A 21158-nucleotide genomic window follows, 5' to 3' on the forward strand; every position below is an offset into this window, starting at 1 on the left:
CTTCCTTAAATTCTTTGCTGTAACGTTTCATTGCGATCCCCTCCGTCTCTGTTCGTTCAGTTTAACAGATTTTTGGGGAATTTGCGACTGCACTTACAGGGTACTACTCCAGCGCTCTATGGTGGTGTCCTGACCGACTGGCACCGCACTGCGTACGGAAAAGCTGCGCCGCAGTAGGCTGAGCATCTGCAGTATCCGCCCGTTGAGCGCCGCCGTGTCGGCCGCACCGCTTTGAAAAAAGTCCTGAAATACCACAGCATACAGTTCGCGCAGTTGCTGGTAATCCGGCGCATCCTGCTCTCTGCTCTGTGCGTAGCAGGAGCAGTGCAGATCATCCGGCCAGCCGGCAAACTGCAAAAACTGCCGCGAGATACGCATGCAGAGCAAAGATCCGCCCTGTTCGTTATGCAGACGGTACAGTTCAAATGGATTGATTACCAGTATGCCTGCCGCGCCCAGCTCCACTTCGTCTGTACCATGCAGAATACGACTGCTGCCGGAAAGGCCGAAAAAGAGCAGCAGTCCCTGATCGAAGGCAAATGGCTGCTCCTGATTCTGATATACCTGAAACCGAATCTGATCGACCATATGTCTGCCCTCCTAGAAAAATCAAACCAGCCATGACCTGCATGCTGCATGTGCAGTATCCTGCTGCTATTTTTTATTTTAAAGCTAGTTGCACCCCCATGCAACTCACTTTTTCTTTCGGGTCACAGCTATGTCTGCTGGTTTACCCGACAAATATACAATAGCCTCTGCTCCTCGTGCTGCGAAAATATGAATCAGAAACTGAGAAATATTTTATAAGCAGCTTAAAAATCATTCGTCTGGTGCCTGACCCTCATGTGCCAACCACTTGCATTCAGACAATTGCATGTTTGTAAAAATAGCGCGGAAAGAAGACTCTTCTGGGCTGCAAGCGTATATGCCAAACTGGATTTTCCCCGTTGCTTTATACAAATGGCAGACACGCATCTGATGGAAGATAACACCGTCCTCCGAGCATTCAATACAAAAATCATCCTCCCGGCGGCTCAGGCGATACCACATGGATTTTACGTCAGCGGAAATTTCCGTGGTCGCCCAGTCTGAATACCCGTGATTGGTCACAACGCTGCCCAAGTGCTGGAAACTTTCGTTTTCATACTCAACCGAGCCTTTGATCCAGTTTTCACTGTCCAAATACAAAACCACACCGCACTGGTCAAAGCGATGGTGGCTTTCGGCAAATTCTGTTTTAACCACAAAGGAGAAGAACTGTTCTTCCAAAGACATCTGAAGTACTGGCGCGTTGTCATTGCGGAAATGGTAATAGGTTCTCTGCCACAGATCAGTATGTGGTTTCGTTACAATTTCAATCCGTTCCTGAGAAATGGCAAAGCTCTTCGGTTTCCTTGTCCACTGCAATTTTTTCACATCAAAATTCATTTTTCATTCCCCCAATATTTTTATGCATCAAGAACCCTACTCTAAAACTCTCCGGAACATTGCAATAGTTCGGGAGAATGTGAGTGGTTCAGAAAATTTATATATTCGTTTCCCCACGCCTCAAGCACGGATAGTACATCCTTAAATTTTTCACCGATTTCACTTAGATGATACTCTACTTTAGGCGGGATCTGCTGATATTCCACACGCACGATCAAACCCTCGTTTTCCAGAGCTTTCAGCTGCCTTGACAAGGTAGTATGGGTCATCTCCTCAGGCATACGCTGTTGCAGTTCGTTAAAGCGCACTGGTCCTTCAGATAACAGATACATGATGTAAATCGACCACTTGCCTGTTAAAATTTTTTGGGCCGTCACGTAAGGACACTTTCCAAATAGATTTTTCTTTTCCATAGACACGTTCCTTTCTGATACCGGTATCAAAAAATATCGTACTTGTAATATAAATCCTGTGAGATATAATTATACCCGTAAACAGGAAAAACGACAACCTGCATTTTGAAAGGAGTTCTAATCATGAAAGAAGCACTGGAATATTTGAAGTCCTGTGGTACCTTCTATCTGGCCACCGATGAAAACGGTCGGCCCCATGTCCGTCCCTTTGGCGCTGTGTGTGAATTTGAAGGCAAGTTGTACATCGTCACGAACAATCAGAAGAAAGTGTACCAGCAGATGGAGGCGAATGGCAAAGTGGAAATCTGTGGGATGCACAAAGACACTTGGATTCGTGTGGAGGGCGAGGTTGCGGAAGATACCCGTCGTGAAGCTCGCGTCGCTATGATGGATGACAATAAGGCTGCTCTGAGCAGTATGTATACAGTGGATGACAATCTCATGACTGTGTTCTACTTCGAGCATGGCACGGCTACAATCTATTCGTTTACAGATGAGCCCAAGGTGTTTAAACTGTAAAGACCGATAGAAATAACCAATTATTGCATACAGCCTCAAGAAAGAATTAATCTGTTAGTGTGTAAACAAGCAGTCAGAGGACGAATGCGCTCGAAAAGAGCGCTGCGCCAGCTGGCTGCTTGTTTTATATGAACATCAGGCTTATCTTACAGACCAATTATTCTCCGACAAATGGATCACTGCTGTACGCATTTGATGCGTCTCTCGAATCCAGCCTTGCACAGTTTTCAGTAGAGGTTCCATCTCAGCCGGGGCGAGACTTGCAAGATTTTCCAAAGGAAGGTATTCGGTCAGGGTGGAGACGATGATCTCCAGCGGCTTCTTGCTGTCGATGGATTCCTTCTGCACACGCTCTATGTCTATCGTGCTCGTGTTCGGGTGCCAGCCCTTATCCCAATTCTGAGGGAAAACCAAGGTGCCCGTCAAGCCCATTAGATAGCTCATAGACATACCAAAATACTCGGCAAGCTTTTCCCACACGGACTGGTCGCGCGGTGTGCTGCTGTCGTTTTCGTAATTCGTCAGCATGCTTTGTGCAATCCCAAGTGGTTCTGCCAATTTCTTGTGCTGGTGTCGCCGTATGAAGAACGCGGTATATTGCTCGAACTCAGGGGCAAAGGGGCACTTATCTCAACGGGCAGGGCCGCAGCTGGGGCGTATTCTTCCAACACTGCCTTGATGCTAAAGGCATATTCAAGCGGCTGGATATCGCCATAGACGACAGGGCGGGCTTTCTGGATATCCCGAAATTCGTGGAAAAATGCGACCGCGGCGAATGTGTCACACGGTTCCGCCGCTATGAGATTCATAAATCAAGCGTTGTTGCGCTGCGGTTCGTCTGCACCATCTTGATGTTGTCACCGTTTTCCAGCGAGATTGTCGCAAATGAATGACGCAAGGAATGAAGGGTATATTCGCTCAGCCCATTTTCAATCAGTGCTTTTTTTCAGATGTTTATAGACCGTGCGGCGATTGGGCGGGCCACCGAGCTTATTAGTGAATATAAGATCAAGCCGGTTCTCCCAAAGCGGGCCAGCGGCCATACGCTTGAAGACCAAGAATTTCTGATACACACAAGCCGGAGAAAACGTCGAAGAAATATACAAGATGACGAGCAAGCGGTTCAACTTCCAAACAGGTTATTTCTTTGCTTCCAAAGGCCGCACGAAATAACCTGTTCTCTTTTTTTTACGCTGCTTGCCTTAAAGCAGCAGCGTACAGGAGGTCTCCTTGCGGGTTGGGAAAATAAAAAAGCGAAAGTGCCTGTGGCATTTTCGCTTTCTTTCAAACAGCATCGTTCCGTATCCTCTCAGTAATTAGTGATTATTACTTCTTTTCCGGATCGTTTTGAAGCATCTCTGTTAATAGCTCTGCGGACATTTACCTCTTTAATCGTAAAGCCACTATATAATTCATGCACAAGAGGAACGTTATTGTTGCTTAACATCACTTTGACCCCTTGCTCTGAAAGCCTCTTATAAAGAGTCGCTAGCCTTTTATGATCTTCCAATGTGAAGCCATCTTTGGTATAATCAGTAAAATTTGCCGTCTCGCTCACTGGCACATAAGGAGAATCGAAATAGATAAAGTCTCCCGGTTGGACATCAGCGCACGCAGCTTCAAAATCTCCTTGATGGATTGCAACATCTTTAGTTCTAAGATAAAGGCCGATGTTTCTAAGGTTAGTTGCATCGATTGAAACTCCGCCTTGTTTATTATTATAAGGGACATTGAATAGCCCCTTCGAGTTCACCCTGTAAAGTCCATTGAAGCAATGCTTGTTAATCCAAATCATAAGGGCGGCACATTCAGCGTCTAATTCATGCGCTTGGATTTTCGCATTATAGGCTTGGCGAGTTTCCATGTAGCGGTCTACATCACAAGGTTTTGCGTCAAGAGCATTTACTGCAGCAATAACAGCCTCTGCGTCTGTTTTCAGTTGCCTATATACATTTAAAAGTTGTTCGTTAGTATCGTTGATTACCGCTCTTTCGGGTTGCAGGTGAAGTAAAAGCGCACCACCACCTATGAATGGTTCGTAATATCTCCCATACGTTGCTGGCATATGGGCTTCCAATCTATCAAGTAACTGCTTTTTTCCTCCGGCCCATTTCACGAACGGTCCTGTCTTGCATTGCATCTTAGATTTCCTCCTAATTCCAAATTGGGTTGTAGTATAGATGCCATATCTTTTTCCGTTTATTTAGCCCATTTCGGAATATAGTTTCTGTATGGTGTGTTTCTGAATCGAAACCATGCCACTATCTATCGATGTGGCGAATGTCATAAACAAACTGCTTCTGAAAATAAAAAGCGTGGTTCTTGTTAGATACTTTTCTTTTGTATATCTGCGAATAAATCGGATGGTAGTTACCGCTTGCGCCACGAGCATCTTTGCTTCTGACTTGAAGATGTGTTCCATTCGATGTATGTATAAAACCGTCTGAGCTATTCTCAATATGGAATCTGAGCTGTTCACAGATAGAATAATAATCGTTGCGCCAAATATCTCTTAATGACGAAAACTCTGGGAGTGACAGATCAATATGAATGCTGGGTAAAAACTTCCAATCTTCGGGTCTGCCATCTTTGCAAACCGGGACATAGAGAATGTTGCTTATTTTCTCATATAGATGAGTTTGTTCAAATGGCTTTTCTTGTATCAACTCGTCAATAACACCGCTTATCTGTGTGATAAAAACAGTCTCCTTCGGATTTCCGGACGCATCACACTTGTTCGTTTTCAACTCGCCATCATCAAAATCTAAATTCGTGTTTGAAAGATGCATTCCAAGGGATAGCTCAAGTAATTGTCCGGTCTTTCCTTTGTTTCTGATAATCGTATTCATGTCATCCGGAGAGAAAAGATCTCCAAACCTGATGTCAGCGAGTTTATTAATGCGTCTACATGCTTCCTCAAGTTTCATGATTGCTCATCCATCCCAACGGGTGGTACCAACACCCGTGTCATATTCCTGCTGGAATAGCCCAGTCACAAATGTCTTGTTCGATAAAGAATTTCTTTATCGCTTTGAGAATATGAGCGACCGACAATTCGGTGTTGAATTGAATCGTCTCCATCTCAGCCATAGAAACATCGTCACATTCAAACACTCGTCTCAACATCAGAGATATACATATCGTATCACCGAACTGCATATTTTTCAATCTTGCATTTGTATTTTATGCATTCCAACTTTGCAAACTCAAAGTTGGGTGCTAATTTTATTACTGTCCAAGTCAATTACAAGTATCTTACAAGTCAACTCCATGTAGTTGAGGACAAATATTTATTAAAATTCGGTTGTGAGTCAAATTTTACTATGCGGAGGTGCTAACGGATGCCACTTGAAACATATGCAACACTCTCCGCTCCAGTGGAAAACCACTGCGCCTGCGTCCCCAAAGGATTCATGCGAAACCGTTGTAGCCACGGTTTGCGTGCAGAAAGGTAAAACCAAGATGTAATTTACGAAGATGCAAACGCTGATCTGTTTAAGGAACCACAGCTGTATTGTCAGCGGGTACCTTACTAACGGCGAGCGCTGCGGTGGACAGCAAAGATACACGCGCATATTGCGAAGCGGTGGATGATATACCCTATGCAAGCTCCTATCTGGTCGACTTTGACGGCGACGGATCGGACTGGTTGCTGAGATGAACGCCAAATATACGCGTGTGGGGATGCTCTAGGCCGATCATTCCGACCGAAATGCGGTGATTGCTGTGATTGGCGCGCCGAGTAGTTGGGCATAGGCCGAGCTGTGGCATGCGGCAGGCTATATCCAGCAGCAGACCAGCGAGCGGGTGATGACCGCGGGCAGGTCGCTTACGGGTTACACCGATGCGAACCAGGTTTCAGCATACGCGAAGGAGGCGATCGCTTCTCTGGCGCAGCACAGTATTATGAAGGGCATCAGCACAACCAAATTATTTCCGCAGAAAAACTGCTCGGTCGAGCAGAGCGTGCTGTTTGCTGTTGGCTTATCGCATGATGCGGAAGCTGGGCTGAGGGTCAAATAGAGGAAAATGATGATTTACCATCTGTCTTGCCGCCGCAATTCTGCACGGTACGGCAGGATGCATGGTACAGCAGATGCCTGAATAAACCGAAGCCGCGCAGGAGAAGCAATCCCGTCTTGTTTAGACTTTTATACCCTGCGTCTGCTGCCACCTCTTGCTACCAGACATAGTGAAATCGCTTCAGCAGTTCGGACAGGTGTTCCCATTTCTTTTGCTCCCGACTTTTTTGCCTGCCGCTTCCACGCACAAAAGCGATGGATTGGGCAGACTTCTCCAACCATACCCGTGGTTGCGTTATGCAAGTGCAGTTGATAGATTGCAGCACCTACTCCTTTACCTTGGTCAGGTGCTTTTCTACACTTTTTCGTCACACAAAGCTATAACGACTCGCATCACTTTCTATCTTTGCTCCGCCAATGAAGATGGCTTGACGGTCTACCTCCCCTGAAAGTACGTCCTACAGCCTAAAAACATAAAAATAACTGCGTCCAAATATTCTGGATATCACGACGCTTTATACGAAACGAAACGGGATAACATAGAAACAGCCCGCAAGTTCAAAATTTGGCTCTTCAAATCCCAGACTCTACGCGAAAAACCGCACTTTATCTTACGATGAAGTGCGTTTTTTGCGAGATGTTGTATGCAGGCCGAAAAGAAGCGTGATGACCGCCTGTATCTGTAAGGTGATCAACACTTGCAGGTTTACCTGATGTCCGGATACTGTAGTTTCGTATCACAGCTTTATAATGCTTTCTGGAATCAGGCTATCTGGTTTCAGTATTTTTTTGTTTGCATACAGTATCGGTTTTATCGGTGAAAACACTTAAATCGCTGTTGTATTTGGTGCGGATGGCGATATCGGTATAGATCAACGTCTGCGCGGGTTTTTTCTTGTGCATCAGATATTCATAGAGCAGATAGGGGGAGCGATAACCTTGCTCAAACGCCTCTTGATCGAGTACGCAGCTCAGGCTGTCGTGCTGCAGCAGCCGCAGATTGGGGGCGTTGAGATCAAACGCAATCACCTTGACACGCCGCTTGCGCCCCATCTCTTCGACTGCCCGACATACGCCCTGCTGTCCATTTGAGGCGACATAAATGCCTGCAAGGTCAGGCTCGGACTGCAGCACATGTTGCGTGATTTCGTAGGCGTAATCGTCGCGATCGAAGCAGGGCTGGAACGGCAAAAGTGTAATATGGTAAGCGGTCTCTTGATGCAGTACGTCGAAAAAACCGTTGAGACGATTGTTGTGCGCGGTGTTGTTTAGGTGTCCGGCCAGCGGGAACACCTTGCCGCCGTCCGGCAGTAACTGACACATCAGGCCGGCTGCGGTCTGTCCGCCGCGGTAATTATCCATACCGATAAAGCACAGCCGTTTGCTGCCTGGCACATCTGAGTTGAGCGTGACAACCGGAATATTCTGCTCATACAGGTCGTCAATACAATGTCGGATCTCACTTTCGGTACTTGGTGCGATGGCTAAGCCTCGAATTTCAAGCCCAACCAGCTCATCAATTGCCTCAAGGACTAGCTCGGTATCCAACCCGACAACCTCGCGTAATACCAGCTCAACTCCCGAGGCGCGCAGCTCCTCGGCGGCCTGACGCACACCGGCAGACACAATCTGCATGGTTGGTGTTTCGGCCGATTGTAAAATGACGCCGATCCGGAAATCCCGGGGCGTTTTGACCAATGCCTGTCCAATCGGATTAGGCCGATAACCCAATTCGTCTGCAACCTTACGGATGCGTGCGGCGACCTCTGGTCTAACGCGGCCGCGGTTGTGAAGTGCGCGATCGACCGTTCCGCGCGAAACACCTGTCAGATCCGCGATCTGCTGGGCGGTCACTGCCATGTGATTCACTCCTTTCTTGTGATGTGTTAATTATATCACAATGCACGCACGATGCAAGTCGCAGTTTTTGCAGTTTTTTCGAACTTTTGTGTAGCAAAAGCAAGCTGTACAAGTTGTTCGCCTAGGTTTGTGTTATATTGTACATAAGATTGCACGCAAATGCACGCAAAAATCGATTTCCTTCCGTCACTTTCACGAACCGCCGGACAGCTTTTTGTCCGTTAATAACGAAAATGTTTTTTTGCTTTTTTCTGCTTGAAATATCGTTTTTGTGGTGTTATTCTTGACTCAACAAAGAGATTCCGACACGATAAGAGACTTGATGAACATCCGATTTCCTACGATGACAGAACTTCCGAAACGTGCGGATTTTTCTTTCCTACATTGCGTTCACGTGAACATATTGTAAAAACTTTGATTGGAAACGGGGGATACCAAATGACATTTTTTCATTCACTTGCTTGGACAGGAATTTCCTTTCTGCTCTTCACCGCACTGGTCGCTGTGGTTTCTGCGTGGAAAACTCGTGACGACAAATTGGACACTGCCGAAGGTTATTTCCTCGCCGGACGCGGTCTGCCGGGCGTAGTCATCGCCGGCTCGCTGTTGCTGACCAATCTGTCGGCTGAACAGCTGGTCGGTCTGAACGGTCAAAGTTGGAAAACCAATATGGGTCCGATTGCGTGGGAGGTCGGCTCAATGTTTACCCTATTGGTACTGGCCTACTACTTCCTGCCGCGCTATCTCAAAATGGGTGCAATGACGATTCCGTCTTTGATGGAGCAGCGCTATGGCCGCGCCACTAAGACCATGTTCTCGCTGGTTATTGTGGTCATGTATTCTATCCTCAATCTACCGGTCATTCTGTATTCCGGTGCAGTCGTATTCGAACAGATCTTCGATATTTCCGGTATGCTGGGCACCAGTAAATTTGTTGCCGTTGCCATCATCTGCGTGATCATCGGCATCATCGGCGGCTGTTATGCAATTTTCGGCAGGCTGAAAGCGGTCGCCGTGTCCGACACGATCAATGGTATTGGACTTCTGATCGGCGGTTTGATGGTTCCGTTCCTTGGTTTTGCAGCATTGTCTGCGGCAACCGGCGGCGACGGCATTCTTGATGGCATCCGCTATATGATTGAGGCTGATCCCGCAAAGCTCAACGCTATCAATGCATGGAACGCACCCGAACCCGAGGTGCCATGGGTGCTGATCATCACCGGTATGTTTTTCAATAACCTATACTGGTGGTGCACCAATCAGTCCTTTGTCCAGCGTGCGCTGGCAGCTAAGAGCTTGAAAGAAGGCCAGAAAGGCGCCATCTTCTGTGGCTTCCTCAAGTGCATTGGTCCGCTGTATCTGGTTATCCCTGGTATCATAGCCTTTTATCTGCCTTCTATTCAGGAGCAACTTACGGCTGTTGGCGACAAAGCAATCGACTTTGCTTATCCCGCTTTGATTGCCGAAATCATTCCCGCACCAGTGATGGGCTTCTTCGCTGCGATTATGTTTGGCGCGATTCTTTCGTCCTTTAATTCGGTACTGAATTCCGCGTCCACCATGTTCACCCTTGACCTGTATCGCTCGTCGATCAATCCAAAGGCATCCGATATCCAGTGTGTGCGGATCGGCAAGATCTATGGCACGATTGCGGGTTGCGTGGCTATCATTATCTCTCCGTTTATCATGAATGCAGGCGGTATCACGACCTTCCTCAATTCGATGAGCCAGTTCGTGTCGCTCCCTGTGCTGTGTACCATTCTCGGTATTTTCCTATTTAAGCGCAGCCCCAAGTGCATGCCCAAGGTCATTACGATTTTCCATGTGGTATGCTATGGCGCGTTTTTGCTGCTCAAACCCTGTTATCCGGGCAGCGATAACCCCATTCATTACTTATACGCAATGGCAGTACTGTTCCCGATTGAGCTGGGAATCATGTGGTGGCTCAACAAGTACCATCCGGGTGACGTTTACGAAGTGCAGGATGTCGGTGCGGTCGATATGACGCCATGGAAGTACCGCCATATCGTATCTATTATCGGTCTGTTGTTCGCCATTGGCGTTTATGTTCTGTTCTCCCCGCTCGGCATTGCGGCATAATGGACAGAAATTGATTTCTTTTTGCTGAATAATTGCTTGCTGGCCTTTCAGTGTGCATTATTTCATATCGTTAATCACAAATCTACATAACATTTTCAGGAGGAAAAAACAATGGAACTGAATATTGCAGTAATCGGCTGCGGCATGATTGGCCGCGAACATATCGAGCGCATTCAGAACCGCATTCGCGGTGCGCAGGTTGTCGCTGTATGCGACGTATTTGAGGAAGGCGCGAAGAAGGGCGCGGAAATTGCTGGTGGAAACGTCAAGGTATATACCGATTTCCACAAGGCAATCAACGATCCGGATGTCAACGCAGTTGTTGTCACCACGCCGGGCGCATTCCACAAGGAGCCGGTTATCGCGGCGATTGAGGCAGGCAAGCCGGTATTCAGCGAGAAGCCGCTGGCCAACACCGCGGCGGACTGCAAGGCAGTTGTGGATGCTGAAATGGCGTCCGGCAAGCATCTGGTACAGGTTGGTTTTATGCGCCGCTACGACCGTGGCTACAAGCAGGTCAAGGAACTGATCGACTCGGGCAAGTTCGGCGCGCCGATGGTGATCAAGTGCACGCACCGCGCAGACGGTGTCGCTCCGGACTATACCACTGCAATGGCGGTCACCGACACGGCGATTCATGAAATCGACGTGCTGCCGTGGCTGATTGGCGATGAGTGGGACGAAGTACAGTGCATCATGCCGAAAACCTCTTCCAAGGCGCACGAGGGCCTGAAGGACCCACAGATCATGATTATGAAGACCAAGGGCGGCATTGTCAATGTGCTCGAAGTTAACGTCAATTGCGGCTTTGGCTATGATATCAATTGCGAAGTGGTATGTGAAAACGGCGTCATCAACCTGCCGTGCCCGTCTTTCCCGACTGTGCGGTACGCAAACAACGTATCCACCAAGATTGAGGACAATTGGATTCTGCGCTTCATCGACTCTTACGACGTTGAAATTCAGGACTGGGTCGACCACGCCGTTAAGGGTGAGACCGGCGGTTCTTCCGCATGGGATGGCTATGTCGCTTCCATCACCGCGGACGCATTGGTAAAGAGCCAGACCTCCGGCAAGGCGGAAAAGGTCGTCACCGGCGGCACTCCGGATTTCTACAAGAAGTAAACACCACGAAGGGAGAAAACTACCATGAAAATCGGATTTAATGAAGGCTGCAACCGCTTCTGCGAAAATCATTCCGTGCTCGAAGACCTCGATCTGTGCGAAAAATACGGTTTTGACTACATTGATATCCAGTCCGAATGTCTTGACCGCGAGATTGCGGCGGGCAAGTACACCATCGACGACTTGGCGGCATGGTTTGCAGACCCCAAGCATCATCTGAAAATGCTGTCTTATAACGCGCTGATCTTCTTCAATATGAAGCAGACGCAGGAGGAAAAGAATGCCGTTATGGATAAACTCGACCAAATTATTGCGGACTGCCTCAAGCTGCAGTGCAAGATGATTGTGGTTGTGCCGTCTATGGATTTGCCGGTGCCGGCAACGGTAGACGAAATTAAGGAGGATGCCGTAGCCGTACTGAAGGAAATGGTCAAGAAAGTGGAGCCGCACGGCATCAAGCTGTCACTTGAATTCTGCGGTGCGCCGGGGATGTCCATCAATCGCTTTGAGTATGCGTATGATATTGTGCAGGCGGTCGACTCTCCACTGGTCGGCATTACGCTTGACCAGTACCACTTCCATGCGATGGCGTCCGGCTGGGATGCGCTGGAAAAGGCAGACGGAAAGAAGATTTTTGTCTGGCATCTCAACGGAATGGAGAACATGCCCTGCGGCGCGGCATATAACAACGATGAGAAGCGTCTGTGGCCAGGCGAGCCGGGTGACTGCCTCGACCATAAGCGTTATGCCGATACGCTCAAGAAGATTGGCTTCGAGGGTGATGTATGCACGATGGAGGTGTTCCGTCCGGACTACTACAAGCTGACCAACGAGGAAAACATCAAGAAGGCTGCGGAAGTCACCCGCGCACATGTTGAAAAATACTGGTAACTGCCATTCCTCTCTATTCATTATTCATTGCGGAAAGCAGGCGCATCAATTAGGATGCGCCTGCTTTCGGTTTGCTTGGAAATGAAACAGAAAATGAGTGAAAGGGGGCGGCGGATAACAAACTATACTGGATATTTGCGGAACAGACCGGGGGAAATACCCACATGCTTTTGAAAGCTGTGGATAAAATTCTCCTCGCTGTTGTAGCCGGTGGCATAGGCGATTTCTCCTACCGTCTGCTCGGTCGATGTCAGCAGATATTTGGCCTTGTCGATGCGCCGCAGCACAATATATTCATAGGGCGAGTAACCGGTGCGCGCTTTGAACTGTCGTGAAAAATGCGACGGACTCAGGTTGACCGCTGCCGCTGCGTCTTGCACACTGATTGGCTCAAACAGATGCCGATTCATAAAGCGAATGGCTTGGGCGATGCGGTCGCTGCCGTCCGATGTGCGTTTCCCCTCGCCCAGCAGCAGGAGACATAGCAGCCGATGAATCAGCTGCGAGCAGGCCGCTTCACTCGGACGTTCATCCGCGGCGCAGCTCTCGAGCAGCGTGCTGAGCGCCTGTGCTACCGGTGCGACGGCATCCGGCGTAAAGCACTGTCTTCCGCCATGCGCTTGCAGAATGCGTCGGTAAAATGCGCGTATATTCAGACCGTTGAACAGCAGCCAGGTAAATTCCAGTCCGTCTGATGCGACATACTGGTACGGCTCACGGCAGTCGAACAGCACGACTTGCCCCGCCGCCGCCAGCACCGGCATACCGGCAAGCAGTAACTCCATCGCGCCGCCTTGGATGAGGAACAGCATGATATTTCGGTTGTGATCGCCCTCCATCGCGATTTCCGAGCGATGGCTGAACGAATACCGGCTGTCGCAAAAATAATGCCCGCAGCGCGTTGGATAATAAAAAAGCTCGCGTGCAAGCGAAGATGGGGTGAAAAAATAACGTTCCGATGTTTGATGAACCCCCGCTTCGGGAATCAGCATAGTCCTCACACTCCTTTTATTTATCGTATCAGATGCGTGTCAGACCTGCAAGATAAAACAGCAGGATTTCGCAGGTTTTAGGTGGATTGTATCATTGGAAATCGGCAGGCACCGCCGTATAATAAGACCATCGAAAGGGCCCGAAAGCAAATCCAAACAAAGCCGACAAGGAGGGCGCACAAATGAAAATCGCATTTGACGTGGACGTACTGGCCAAGCAGATGTCCATCAATGACTATGTACATAAGGTAGCCGATTGGGGCTACAAATATATTGAGCAGTCCCCGCACCCGCGCATCAACCCGTTTTACAAGCACCCGCTGTTCTCCAAGGAGTGCGAGGAGGAATACCGCCGCGCGCTGCGTGAGACAGGTGTCGAGATTTCGTCCTTTATTGTGGTCTACCGTTGGTCCGGACCGACCGAGGAGCAGCGTCAGCACGCGGTCGCCAACTGGAAGCGCATGATCGAGATTGCCGTTAATATGGGTGTTCCGGTAATCAACACTGAATTCTCGGGCGACCCCAACCAGCAGGAAATCTGTAACGGCATGTTCTACAAGTCGATGGAGGAACTGCTGCCCATCATCGAGCGCGAGGGCCTGCGCGTTGAAATTCAGTCCCACCCGTATGATTTCTGTGAGCTGAACGACGAGACCTGCGACATCGTTAAGTCCTTCCGCTCCAAGAACCTCGGCTATGTTTATTCGGCGTCTCACGGATTTTTCTACGATCAAGGCAAGGGCGATGTGCGCCACATGCTCCGCTACGCGGGCGACGAGTTGACCCACGTCCTGCTTGCGGACACGTGGAACCAGACCAAGGATTGCCGCTACATCCTCAATCCGCCCTGGCTCAACAGCCGTGGCCGCGCGGATGTCACCATTCATCAGCACACCGCCATGGGCGAAGGCGAGGTCGACTTTGACGGCATCTTCGAGACCCTGCGCGATATGGATTTTGCCAACAAGCAGCTGAAACCTGACGCGCCTAAGGTCGGCGGTGACAACATCATCTGCGTATCCTACTTTGGCTTCCCGGAAAAGATGGATAAACAAGCCCCCGAAGCGCTCGAACGTATCAAGCGCGAACTGCTGTAAAAGAGGTTTCTTTCCAAGCGTTTGTTTGCGAAGATGGATGGCAAATAAACAAAGAATGTGCGAAACCATAAGGTGCAATCCACAGAGCAATGCGGCGCAGCTTGCAATTGCAGCAATTCCGGCGCGTTTCTGTGAAAAATTTGTATAGGGAAACAGCATAAGAGCCGGACCTTGGTCCGGCTCTTGAACATGATGCATGCTAATATATTTTTTGCGCAGGTCTGGTTATCAAGCCAGACTTTTTGCATTTTTACATCCGGTATATATCCGCCGGATTTTTGCCTATCCTTTGCATCAGTAAAACGGTGCGTCATGAGCAGTTTTTATTCACCTGAATACTCACAGATGGTCCGACACCGAAACCTAGAGGGTTTCCGGAAATACCATGTCAAATATAACAGACAGATATTGTGCTGATATGCTATAATAAAGGAAAAGAGCGGCAGTGATTCAACAACATGAGGAGAACCAAGTATGATTCGAGAAATCTGCAAAGACGAAACCTTTTTGGCACAGAAAGCGGAGACTGCTACGCCGGCAGATTGGCAAATTGCAGCTGACCTGTTGGAAACGCTGGAGCATCATAAGGCGGGCTGTGTCGGCATGGCGGCTAACATGATAGGCGTGAACAAGCGCATTATTGCCTTTGATAACGAGGGCAGCTATATGGTCATGTTCAATCCGGAGATCATCAAAAAGTCCGAGCCTTACGACGCAGAGGAGGGCTGTCTTTCTCTTGTCGGCACACGCCCTGCCAAGCGTTGGCGGTCCATCAAGGTGCGCTGGCAGAATGAAAAGTTTCAAGAGCGCGTGAAAGCCTTTACCGGTTGGACGGCGCAGATCATCCAGCATGAGCTCGACCACTGCGAGGGTATTATCATCTGATATGAAACTTTGACAAAGATGCAAACATAGGGGGAAAAAGCCATGTTCAAAAATAAGGTTGCGGTCGTTACCGGAGGTGCGAAGGGAATTGGCAAGGCCATCACAGAGGAGTTTCGCAAAGCGGGCGCCGAAGTGTGTGTCATTGATGTTTTGCCCAATGACTACTATGAAGGCGATCTGGCCGACCAAACGGTTCTGGAAGACTTCGCCCGTAAGGTCATTGCGGACTATGGGCATGTGGATTACCTTGTTAACAATGCACTGCCGCGGATGAGGGGCATTGACACGTGTACCTATGAGGAGTTTAATTATGCCCTACGGGTGGGCGTCACTGCCCCTTTTTATCTTACGAAGCTGTTTGCACCTCATTTTGCGCCTGGCGCGGCTATCGTGAATATCTCTTCTTCCCGGGACCGGATGAGCCAGCCTCAGACAGAAAGCTATACGGCAGCCAAAGGCGGCATTTCAGCGTTGACCCATGCTCTGGCGGTGAGTCTGGCGGGCAGGGCGCGGGTAAACTCCATCTCTCCCGGTTGGATCGACACGGATTATACCGTTTACGAAGGCCCGGACGCCTATCAACAGCCAGTCGGTCGGGTGGGTAATCCGCTGGACATTGCGAACATGGTACTCTACCTCTGCTCGGATAAAGCCGGTTTTATCACGGGTGAGAACATCTGCATCGACGGCGGCATGACGCGCCAGATGATCTATCACAATGATTTTGGTTGGGCGCTGGGAGGAAACAACCGATAAAACTGCCAAGTCTGAATATGTTACCAGCTTTTTGAGCATCACCTTCCGCAGAGGACACGGCGTATTGCAGCATTGCAAGTGCCGGATAGGCGTGTTCTGGATCGTACAGACAGTCAAGACGGAAAAATGTAAAAAAGCGCCGATTCATTTGAATCGGCGCTTTTTCTATGGATTGGCGTTGGAGGATTATGAAGAAGAGGAGACGACTGCAAAGTGCAGTCGGTCATGTGAGAGGAAAAGAGAATGGAAATGGTGTAGGTGAACACCTTCAGAGGGGTGAAGCGCGGTTATCATTGTCCGCTTACCCAATCGTTGATTGCCAGCACACTGCCCAAGACGGTATTTCGCTCGGAAGCATACAGCATAAGATTCTGATCAGGCGTTACAAGCACGCCTGCGCCATAGCGAAAATGTACGCCCATGACGCCCGGGAAACCGCCCTGGCTGGTCAGATGCCGCTCTTCCAGTGCTTCTCCGAGGGTCCAGTTCTGTGTATTCAATTCATAAAGATACGCATAGTCGGCAAAGGTTGCGCCTTCGCTTGGCGACCAGAGACCGATCATATAAACCTTTCCGGTTTCCGCTTCGGTAACCAGACCAAATCCCTGAAAATCTTTGTCCAGCGGGAAGCTGCCTACCTTTTCGAAAGTGGCCTGCTCCAGACTGTTTGCCGCCGGTGCGCGATATGCATGGTACACGCTGTTTTCTCCATCCAGATGGGCTACAAGCAGCAGATAATATTCCGTGCCATCTGCGTCTTTATAAGAAGTAATGCCAAGCGCGCCTGCCTTATGATTCACCGTCAGGTCAAATGTTTCTACTCTGCGCAATTCCTGTACGGAAAGTGTCCGCATATCATACAGGGCGATGTGCGCCTGATTGTCGTGCTCGCTGGGCACAAGCAGATAATCGCCAATGCTCTGTACGCCGCCCGGATGCTGCCAGTTCTGCAAATATGTTTTAAAACCCCACATTTCTTCGCCGTTTTTCGGACCGACAAGAATATGTGCATACGGTGCTGTTGAAACGCTGTGTGTCAAAAGTGCGTAATCTGTTCCGTTTGCAGCCGGATATTGCGCATAACCCTGTATGTGATTGACCGATGGGTCATAATTTCCGCCAAATCCCTTCAGTTCGCTGCGGATGCCTGTGTCCGGCAGTGCTTGAAAAGCCTGCTGCACATGCGGCAGCATTACCGCACGATCATTTTCCGTACCGGCCGGAGAGATGGCTTCCAAAGAAACGGCATTGACTTCGTTTCCGCCGCGCAGGAAGGAAGCGAATACTGTATTTCCGGCTTCGTCCACGCCGATTGCCAGCATCCGATCCGGACCGTCTGCATCTCTTGTATGCTGTCCATTCAGCTGACCAAACCACCAGTTGTTGCGAAATGCGGTGCTTCCCTGTGCAAAGGCGACGCCCTCAAAGGTGACAGAGCATCCTTCTGGAAAAGCTGGTGCTTTGACCGTGAGCTGCAAGTCTCCTACAAAGGCGAAATTCAGTTCATCCGCTGTTTGATCAAAGGTTGTCCGATCGCCGGTCACTGCCGGATCGTTATATCCGGAGAATTTTTGGTTAAACCATTGCGCCACTTCCTGCGAGCCCTGACGGCCACACGTAAAGGTAAAGGAATTTTCTGTCAGTTCATGAACTTGGCCCACATGATTTTTTCCTTCGGGATCTTGCCCCTCCGTGATTTTCAGCTCCTCGACACGAAAACTGCCGCTTAGTATTTCAATATCTTTCGCGCTTTCGACCAGCACGCTGTTATCCCGATACGTCATTCCAAACCATGCTGCACTATTTGTCTGCGGTGTATCCTGTGCAGCAAGAGCCGTGCTTGCCATCATACCGGTCAACAGGCATACCGATATCGCTTTTTTGATGGAATTTCTCATACGCGGTTTTCTCCCTTCTGAATAAAAAAAGCGGCGGCTGCATAATGACAGGATCCCGCCGCTTTTTTATATCGAACATAATGTTTGTGATATTTGGGAATGCGTTTAACCGTTGGCCTGCGCGCTCTGTACCTTTGCCTTGTGGTTACGCCATGCAAACAGCACAATCGAGCCGACTGCGATTACAAGGAATAACAAGCTGATCGGCCGAGTGACAAAAATGCTCAGGCTGCCATCCGACAGGACGATAGCGCGGCGGAAATTGTCCTCTGCCAGCGGCCCCAACACGATGCCGAGCAGAATCGGAACCAGTTGGAAATCCATGCGGCGCAGGAAGTAAGAGATGATACCGAAAATCAGGATAATATAGATATCATACAGACGGTTGTTGGTAGAGTACGAGCCTGCAATGCAGAAGGTGAGAACGATGCAGGCCAGAATCTCATACGGAATTCGGGTGATATGCGCATAGAATCGGGTGAATACGCTGCCGATTATATACATGAAGACGTTGACGACAATCAGGCCCAGCATAATTGCGTACAGGATGTTGCCCTGATCCTTGAACAGCATCGGGCCGGGCACCATGCCGTGAATCATGAACGCGCCCATGAGAATGGCAGTCGCGCCGTCTCCGGGAACGCCCAGCGTAAGCATGGGGATCATGGTAGCGCCGCACGCGCCGTTGTTAGCCGATTCCGAAGCTGCGATGCCTTCAATCTCGCCCTGACCGAAGGTTTCGGGGTGCTTGGAGGACTGCTTGGTCTGATTATAGGAGATGAACGCAGCCAGACCGCCGCCCGTGCCCGGAGTAGCACCGATGATAATGCCGATGAGTGAACCAAGCGCGATGGGCTTGCGGCAGCGGCGATATTCGTCGCGGGTTATCTTGTCCTTGGTGAGGGAAGCCGCATTGATGTTCTGCCGATCGAGTCTGGGGTTGTACTGCGATTTCATCATGATTTCCGAGATCGCAAACAGACCAATCAGGGCAATGATAAGATCAATGCCGCTCATAAGATTGATGTTACCAAAGGTAAAGCGGGTAGTGCCGCTGATGTTATCCATGCCGATAGTGGACATGAAGATACCAATGCATGCGCCGATAAGGCCCTTTAACACGCTCTTGTTGGATACACCTGCGATGACCGACAGACCGAAGACCGCCAGTGCAAGATATTCGGCAGGACCGAACAGCAGGGTGATCTTGGCGATCTGAGGAGCGAGGAAGAGCAGGGCAAAGGCGCTGAGCAGACCGCCGATGGTTGAGGCGAACAGCGCCATGGACAGCGCCTTGTACGCATGTCCCTTTTTGGCCATCGGGTAACCATCAAACAGGGTCGCAGCGTTGGCTGAGGTACCGGGGGTGTTAATCAAAATAGCGGTGATGGATCCGCCGTATGTACCGCCGCAGTAGATAGCCAGCAGCATCAGGATGGCCATGGTCGGATCCATGCCGTAGGTCAGCGGGATACACAGAATAATACCGAGGTCAGAAGTCAGACCGGGAATGGCGCCAACAACTATACCAAGCGCCAAGCCGATCGGTATAATCAGAAAGTTCTGCCATTGCAGCAGAATTTGTAGGCCTTGAAAAAATAAATCCACAAAAATCCTCCCTTCTCACAATCACGGCAGCGAGATGCGCAGCAGGACGCCAAATACGTAGTAGACGACGCCTACCATGACGAGTGGGATCGCATAATAATACCACTTGCGTGCACCATAAAACAGCAAAATGGAAATAACCAACAGAATGGTCGAAATGATGAAGCCGAGCAGGGTGACAAGAAAGCAGTAGGCGATTAACATGAGGGCAAAAATAACCGAGCGCATTTCTCGGCGGAAGCCTTCAGAGTGAAATGTTTCGCGCGTGATGACGATTTCTTTTTTGTCATGGGACAACAGTCCCTGAATAAGCAGACCAGCCGAGCATAAAAACAGGCCGCCAATGGCAATGCGGGGGATAGTCTGCGCGTTGATCGCGGATTTCTCGAGAGTCTGAATCTGGGAGGGGATAAGCAGCCAGAGGATGGCGGCAACAATAACAAAGACCAGACCGGAGATGATTTCAGTATTGTATTTGATTTTCATAGTCGGTCACCTCAACAGGGAGTTCCTGGTGACCGGATGAACCGGTCACCAGGCGCGGTTGTGGCTTACTGGATGAGCGGGATATATTCTTTCATGGCGGTAGTCTGATCTTCGATCATCGTGAGGATCTCATCCTCGGTCGCGCCCCAGGCTTCCATGCCCATTTCGCTCATAAACTTCTGAAAATCAGGATCTGCATAAACATCCTGAATGAACTTGGTCAGAACGGCCTTTTTGCTGTCATCTACCGACGAGCGAACAGCAAAGTAATCCATGCCGGTGAATTCTACATCAATGCCTTGCTCCTTAAAGGACGGGATATGACCGATGCCCTCAACGTCGATGCCCTCGGGAATGAAAGTGCCCAGGCAGTTGAGCTCGCCGCTGGCAACATAGTCGCGGTATACCGGGGGAGAACCGATAGCAACGTCCACATGCTCGCCGACCAGTGCGTTGATGGCATCCTGACCGCCGTCATAGGGGATGGCCTCGGCAGGGATATCAAGCAGCTTAAACAGTACCGAAATCATGGTATAGCTGTCATTGCCGGGGCCGCCGGTGGTGGCGTACTTGATGGTTTTGCCCGATGCAGCGTATTCCTTGAGCTGATCAATCGTGGTGATGCCGCTTTTTGCATTGGTCAGTACAACAAATTCCGTAATGCGCATGCCGATGAGCGGGGTAATATCATCAAGCGAGTAGGAGACATTCTGGAAGCTGGGGGTCAGGGAGAAAAGCGGGCCGTTTGCAACTACCATTGAGTAGCCATCATCGGCTGCCTGTAAAACTGTGTTCATCGCGATTGTTCCTGCGCCGCCCGTCTTGTTTTCTACAATGACCGGAACACCCAGATACTTTTCGCCGTATGCAGCTACCTGACGTGCAATCGTATCAGGGCCGCCTCCCAGACTCCACGGCATGATGATGGTGACCTGCTTGGAAGGGAAGTCCTCGTCCTTGTCGCCGCCTCCCGCACTGCCGCCCAACGGACCGCTGCATGCTGCCAGATTCAGTGCAAATAATCCTGCCATAAGCGTTGCTAATAACCGTTTTCTCTTCATCCTTGTTCCTCCATTCT

21 protein-coding genes are annotated in these 21158 nt (G+C 49.6%); 9 read left to right on the top strand and 12 right to left on the bottom strand.

What is annotated here, in order from left to right; all coding sequences use genetic code 11:
- Window positions 1-93: 93 nt before the first annotated feature.
- The 3 genes from ACTQ34_RS08410 to ACTQ34_RS08420 all read right to left on the bottom strand — a co-directional run bounded on the left by ACTQ34_RS08410 (window position 94) and on the right by ACTQ34_RS08420 (window position 1841).
- The gene (locus ACTQ34_RS08410; protein ID WP_441363393.1) at window positions 94-588 is read right to left on the bottom strand and encodes a hypothetical protein; all 495 of its coding nucleotides are present in this window, start codon (window positions 586-588) and stop codon (window positions 94-96) included.
- A 231-nt stretch (window positions 589-819) separates the two neighbouring features.
- The gene (locus ACTQ34_RS08415) at window positions 820-1428 is read right to left on the bottom strand and encodes a DUF1349 domain-containing protein (protein WP_441363394.1); all 609 of its coding nucleotides are present in this window, start codon (window positions 1426-1428) and stop codon (window positions 820-822) included.
- Between the two features lie 41 nt (window positions 1429-1469).
- The gene (locus ACTQ34_RS08420) at window positions 1470-1841 is read right to left on the bottom strand and encodes a winged helix-turn-helix transcriptional regulator (protein ID WP_441363395.1); all 372 of its coding nucleotides are present in this window, start codon (window positions 1839-1841) and stop codon (window positions 1470-1472) included.
- Window positions 1842-1964: 123 nt separating this feature from the next.
- On the opposite strand from ACTQ34_RS08420, the gene ACTQ34_RS08425 reads away from it, so the two are divergent.
- The gene (locus ACTQ34_RS08425; RefSeq protein ID WP_441363396.1) at window positions 1965-2360 is read left to right on the top strand and encodes a pyridoxamine 5'-phosphate oxidase family protein; all 396 of its coding nucleotides are present in this window, start codon (window positions 1965-1967) and stop codon (window positions 2358-2360) included.
- Between the two features lie 141 nt (window positions 2361-2501).
- Here the strand turns inward: ACTQ34_RS08425 and ACTQ34_RS08430 are convergent, their stop codons facing one another.
- Entirely contained in the window at window positions 2502-2918 is a 417-nt protein-coding gene (locus ACTQ34_RS08430) for a helix-turn-helix domain-containing protein (protein ID WP_441363397.1), read from the bottom strand.
- Between the two features lie 143 nt (window positions 2919-3061).
- Here ACTQ34_RS08430 and ACTQ34_RS08435 point away from each other — a divergent pair, with 143 nt between their 5' ends.
- Entirely contained in the window at window positions 3062-3253 is a 192-nt protein-coding gene (locus ACTQ34_RS08435; RefSeq protein WP_441363437.1) for a replication initiation factor domain-containing protein, read from the top strand.
- A gap of 416 nt (window positions 3254-3669) precedes the next feature.
- Here ACTQ34_RS08435 and ACTQ34_RS08440 read toward each other — a convergent pair whose 3' ends face one another.
- On the bottom strand, window positions 3670-4500 hold the full coding sequence (locus tag ACTQ34_RS08440; RefSeq protein ID WP_441363398.1) for a DNA adenine methylase: 831 nt from the start codon (window positions 4498-4500) through the stop codon (window positions 3670-3672).
- Window positions 4501-4621: 121 nt separating this feature from the next.
- Window positions 4622-5287, bottom strand: a complete 666-nt coding sequence (locus ACTQ34_RS08445; RefSeq protein ID WP_441363399.1) for a MutH/Sau3AI family endonuclease — start codon at window positions 5285-5287, stop codon at window positions 4622-4624.
- An 883-nt stretch (window positions 5288-6170) separates the two neighbouring features.
- On the opposite strand from ACTQ34_RS08445, the gene ACTQ34_RS08450 reads away from it, so the two are divergent.
- The gene (locus ACTQ34_RS08450) at window positions 6171-6383 is read left to right on the top strand and encodes an S-layer homology domain-containing protein (RefSeq protein WP_441363400.1); all 213 of its coding nucleotides are present in this window, start codon (window positions 6171-6173) and stop codon (window positions 6381-6383) included.
- 767 nt (window positions 6384-7150) lie between these two features.
- On the opposite strand, the gene ACTQ34_RS08455 is transcribed toward ACTQ34_RS08450, so the two are convergent.
- Window positions 7151-8242: a LacI family DNA-binding transcriptional regulator gene (locus ACTQ34_RS08455; protein WP_441363401.1), complete on the bottom strand. Its 1092-nt coding sequence runs from the start codon at window positions 8240-8242 to the stop codon at window positions 7151-7153.
- A 438-nt stretch (window positions 8243-8680) separates the two neighbouring features.
- Here ACTQ34_RS08455 and ACTQ34_RS08460 point away from each other — a divergent pair, with 438 nt between their 5' ends.
- The 3 genes from ACTQ34_RS08460 to ACTQ34_RS08470 all read left to right on the top strand — a co-directional run bounded on the left by ACTQ34_RS08460 (window position 8681) and on the right by ACTQ34_RS08470 (window position 12358).
- The gene (locus ACTQ34_RS08460; protein WP_441363402.1) at window positions 8681-10342 is read left to right on the top strand and encodes a solute:sodium symporter family transporter; all 1662 of its coding nucleotides are present in this window, start codon (window positions 8681-8683) and stop codon (window positions 10340-10342) included.
- 111 nt (window positions 10343-10453) lie between these two features.
- The gene (locus ACTQ34_RS08465) at window positions 10454-11467 is read left to right on the top strand and encodes a Gfo/Idh/MocA family protein (RefSeq protein ID WP_441363403.1); all 1014 of its coding nucleotides are present in this window, start codon (window positions 10454-10456) and stop codon (window positions 11465-11467) included.
- Between the two features lie 24 nt (window positions 11468-11491).
- Window positions 11492-12358 (top strand): sugar phosphate isomerase/epimerase family protein, encoded by an 867-nt coding sequence (locus tag ACTQ34_RS08470; RefSeq protein ID WP_441363404.1) that lies wholly within the window; start codon window positions 11492-11494, stop codon window positions 12356-12358.
- 122 nt (window positions 12359-12480) lie between these two features.
- Here ACTQ34_RS08470 and ACTQ34_RS08475 read toward each other — a convergent pair whose 3' ends face one another.
- Window positions 12481-13350, bottom strand: coding sequence for a helix-turn-helix domain-containing protein (locus ACTQ34_RS08475; RefSeq protein WP_441363405.1), 870 nt, complete (start codon window positions 13348-13350; stop codon window positions 12481-12483).
- Between the two features lie 182 nt (window positions 13351-13532).
- Between ACTQ34_RS08475 and ACTQ34_RS08480 the strand changes: the two genes are divergently transcribed.
- The 3 genes from ACTQ34_RS08480 (at window position 13533) to ACTQ34_RS08490 (ending at window position 16088) form a co-directional block, all read left to right on the top strand.
- Window positions 13533-14447 carry a sugar phosphate isomerase/epimerase family protein gene (locus ACTQ34_RS08480; protein WP_125115330.1) on the top strand — a complete coding sequence of 305 codons (915 nt, stop codon included), beginning with the start codon at window positions 13533-13535 and terminating at the stop codon, window positions 14445-14447.
- A gap of 474 nt (window positions 14448-14921) precedes the next feature.
- A complete protein-coding gene (locus ACTQ34_RS08485; protein WP_441363406.1) occupies window positions 14922-15332 on the top strand; it encodes a peptide deformylase in 411 nt (136 codons plus the stop codon).
- Between the two features lie 42 nt (window positions 15333-15374).
- Window positions 15375-16088 carry an SDR family oxidoreductase gene (locus tag ACTQ34_RS08490; protein ID WP_441363407.1) on the top strand — a complete coding sequence of 238 codons (714 nt, stop codon included), beginning with the start codon at window positions 15375-15377 and terminating at the stop codon, window positions 16086-16088.
- Between the two features lie 290 nt (window positions 16089-16378).
- Here the strand turns inward: ACTQ34_RS08490 and ACTQ34_RS08495 are convergent, their stop codons facing one another.
- The 4 genes from ACTQ34_RS08495 to ACTQ34_RS08510 all read right to left on the bottom strand — a co-directional run bounded on the left by ACTQ34_RS08495 (window position 16379) and on the right by ACTQ34_RS08510 (window position 21141).
- Entirely contained in the window at window positions 16379-17986 is a 1608-nt protein-coding gene (locus tag ACTQ34_RS08495) for a hypothetical protein (RefSeq protein ID WP_441363408.1), read from the bottom strand.
- Between the two features lie 105 nt (window positions 17987-18091).
- A complete protein-coding gene (locus tag ACTQ34_RS08500) occupies window positions 18092-19594 on the bottom strand; it encodes a tripartite tricarboxylate transporter permease (RefSeq protein ID WP_441363409.1) in 1503 nt (500 codons plus the stop codon).
- Between the two features lie 21 nt (window positions 19595-19615).
- On the bottom strand, window positions 19616-20080 hold the full coding sequence (locus tag ACTQ34_RS08505) for a tripartite tricarboxylate transporter TctB family protein (RefSeq protein WP_441363410.1): 465 nt from the start codon (window positions 20078-20080) through the stop codon (window positions 19616-19618).
- A gap of 65 nt (window positions 20081-20145) precedes the next feature.
- A complete protein-coding gene (locus ACTQ34_RS08510) occupies window positions 20146-21141 on the bottom strand; it encodes a Bug family tripartite tricarboxylate transporter substrate binding protein (RefSeq protein ID WP_441363411.1) in 996 nt (331 codons plus the stop codon).
- Between the last annotated feature and the right edge of the window lie 17 nt (window positions 21142-21158).

The organism is Agathobaculum sp. LCP25S3_E8, from assembly GCF_052117165.1.
Taxonomy (GTDB): Bacteria; Bacillota; Clostridia; order Oscillospirales; family Butyricicoccaceae; genus Agathobaculum.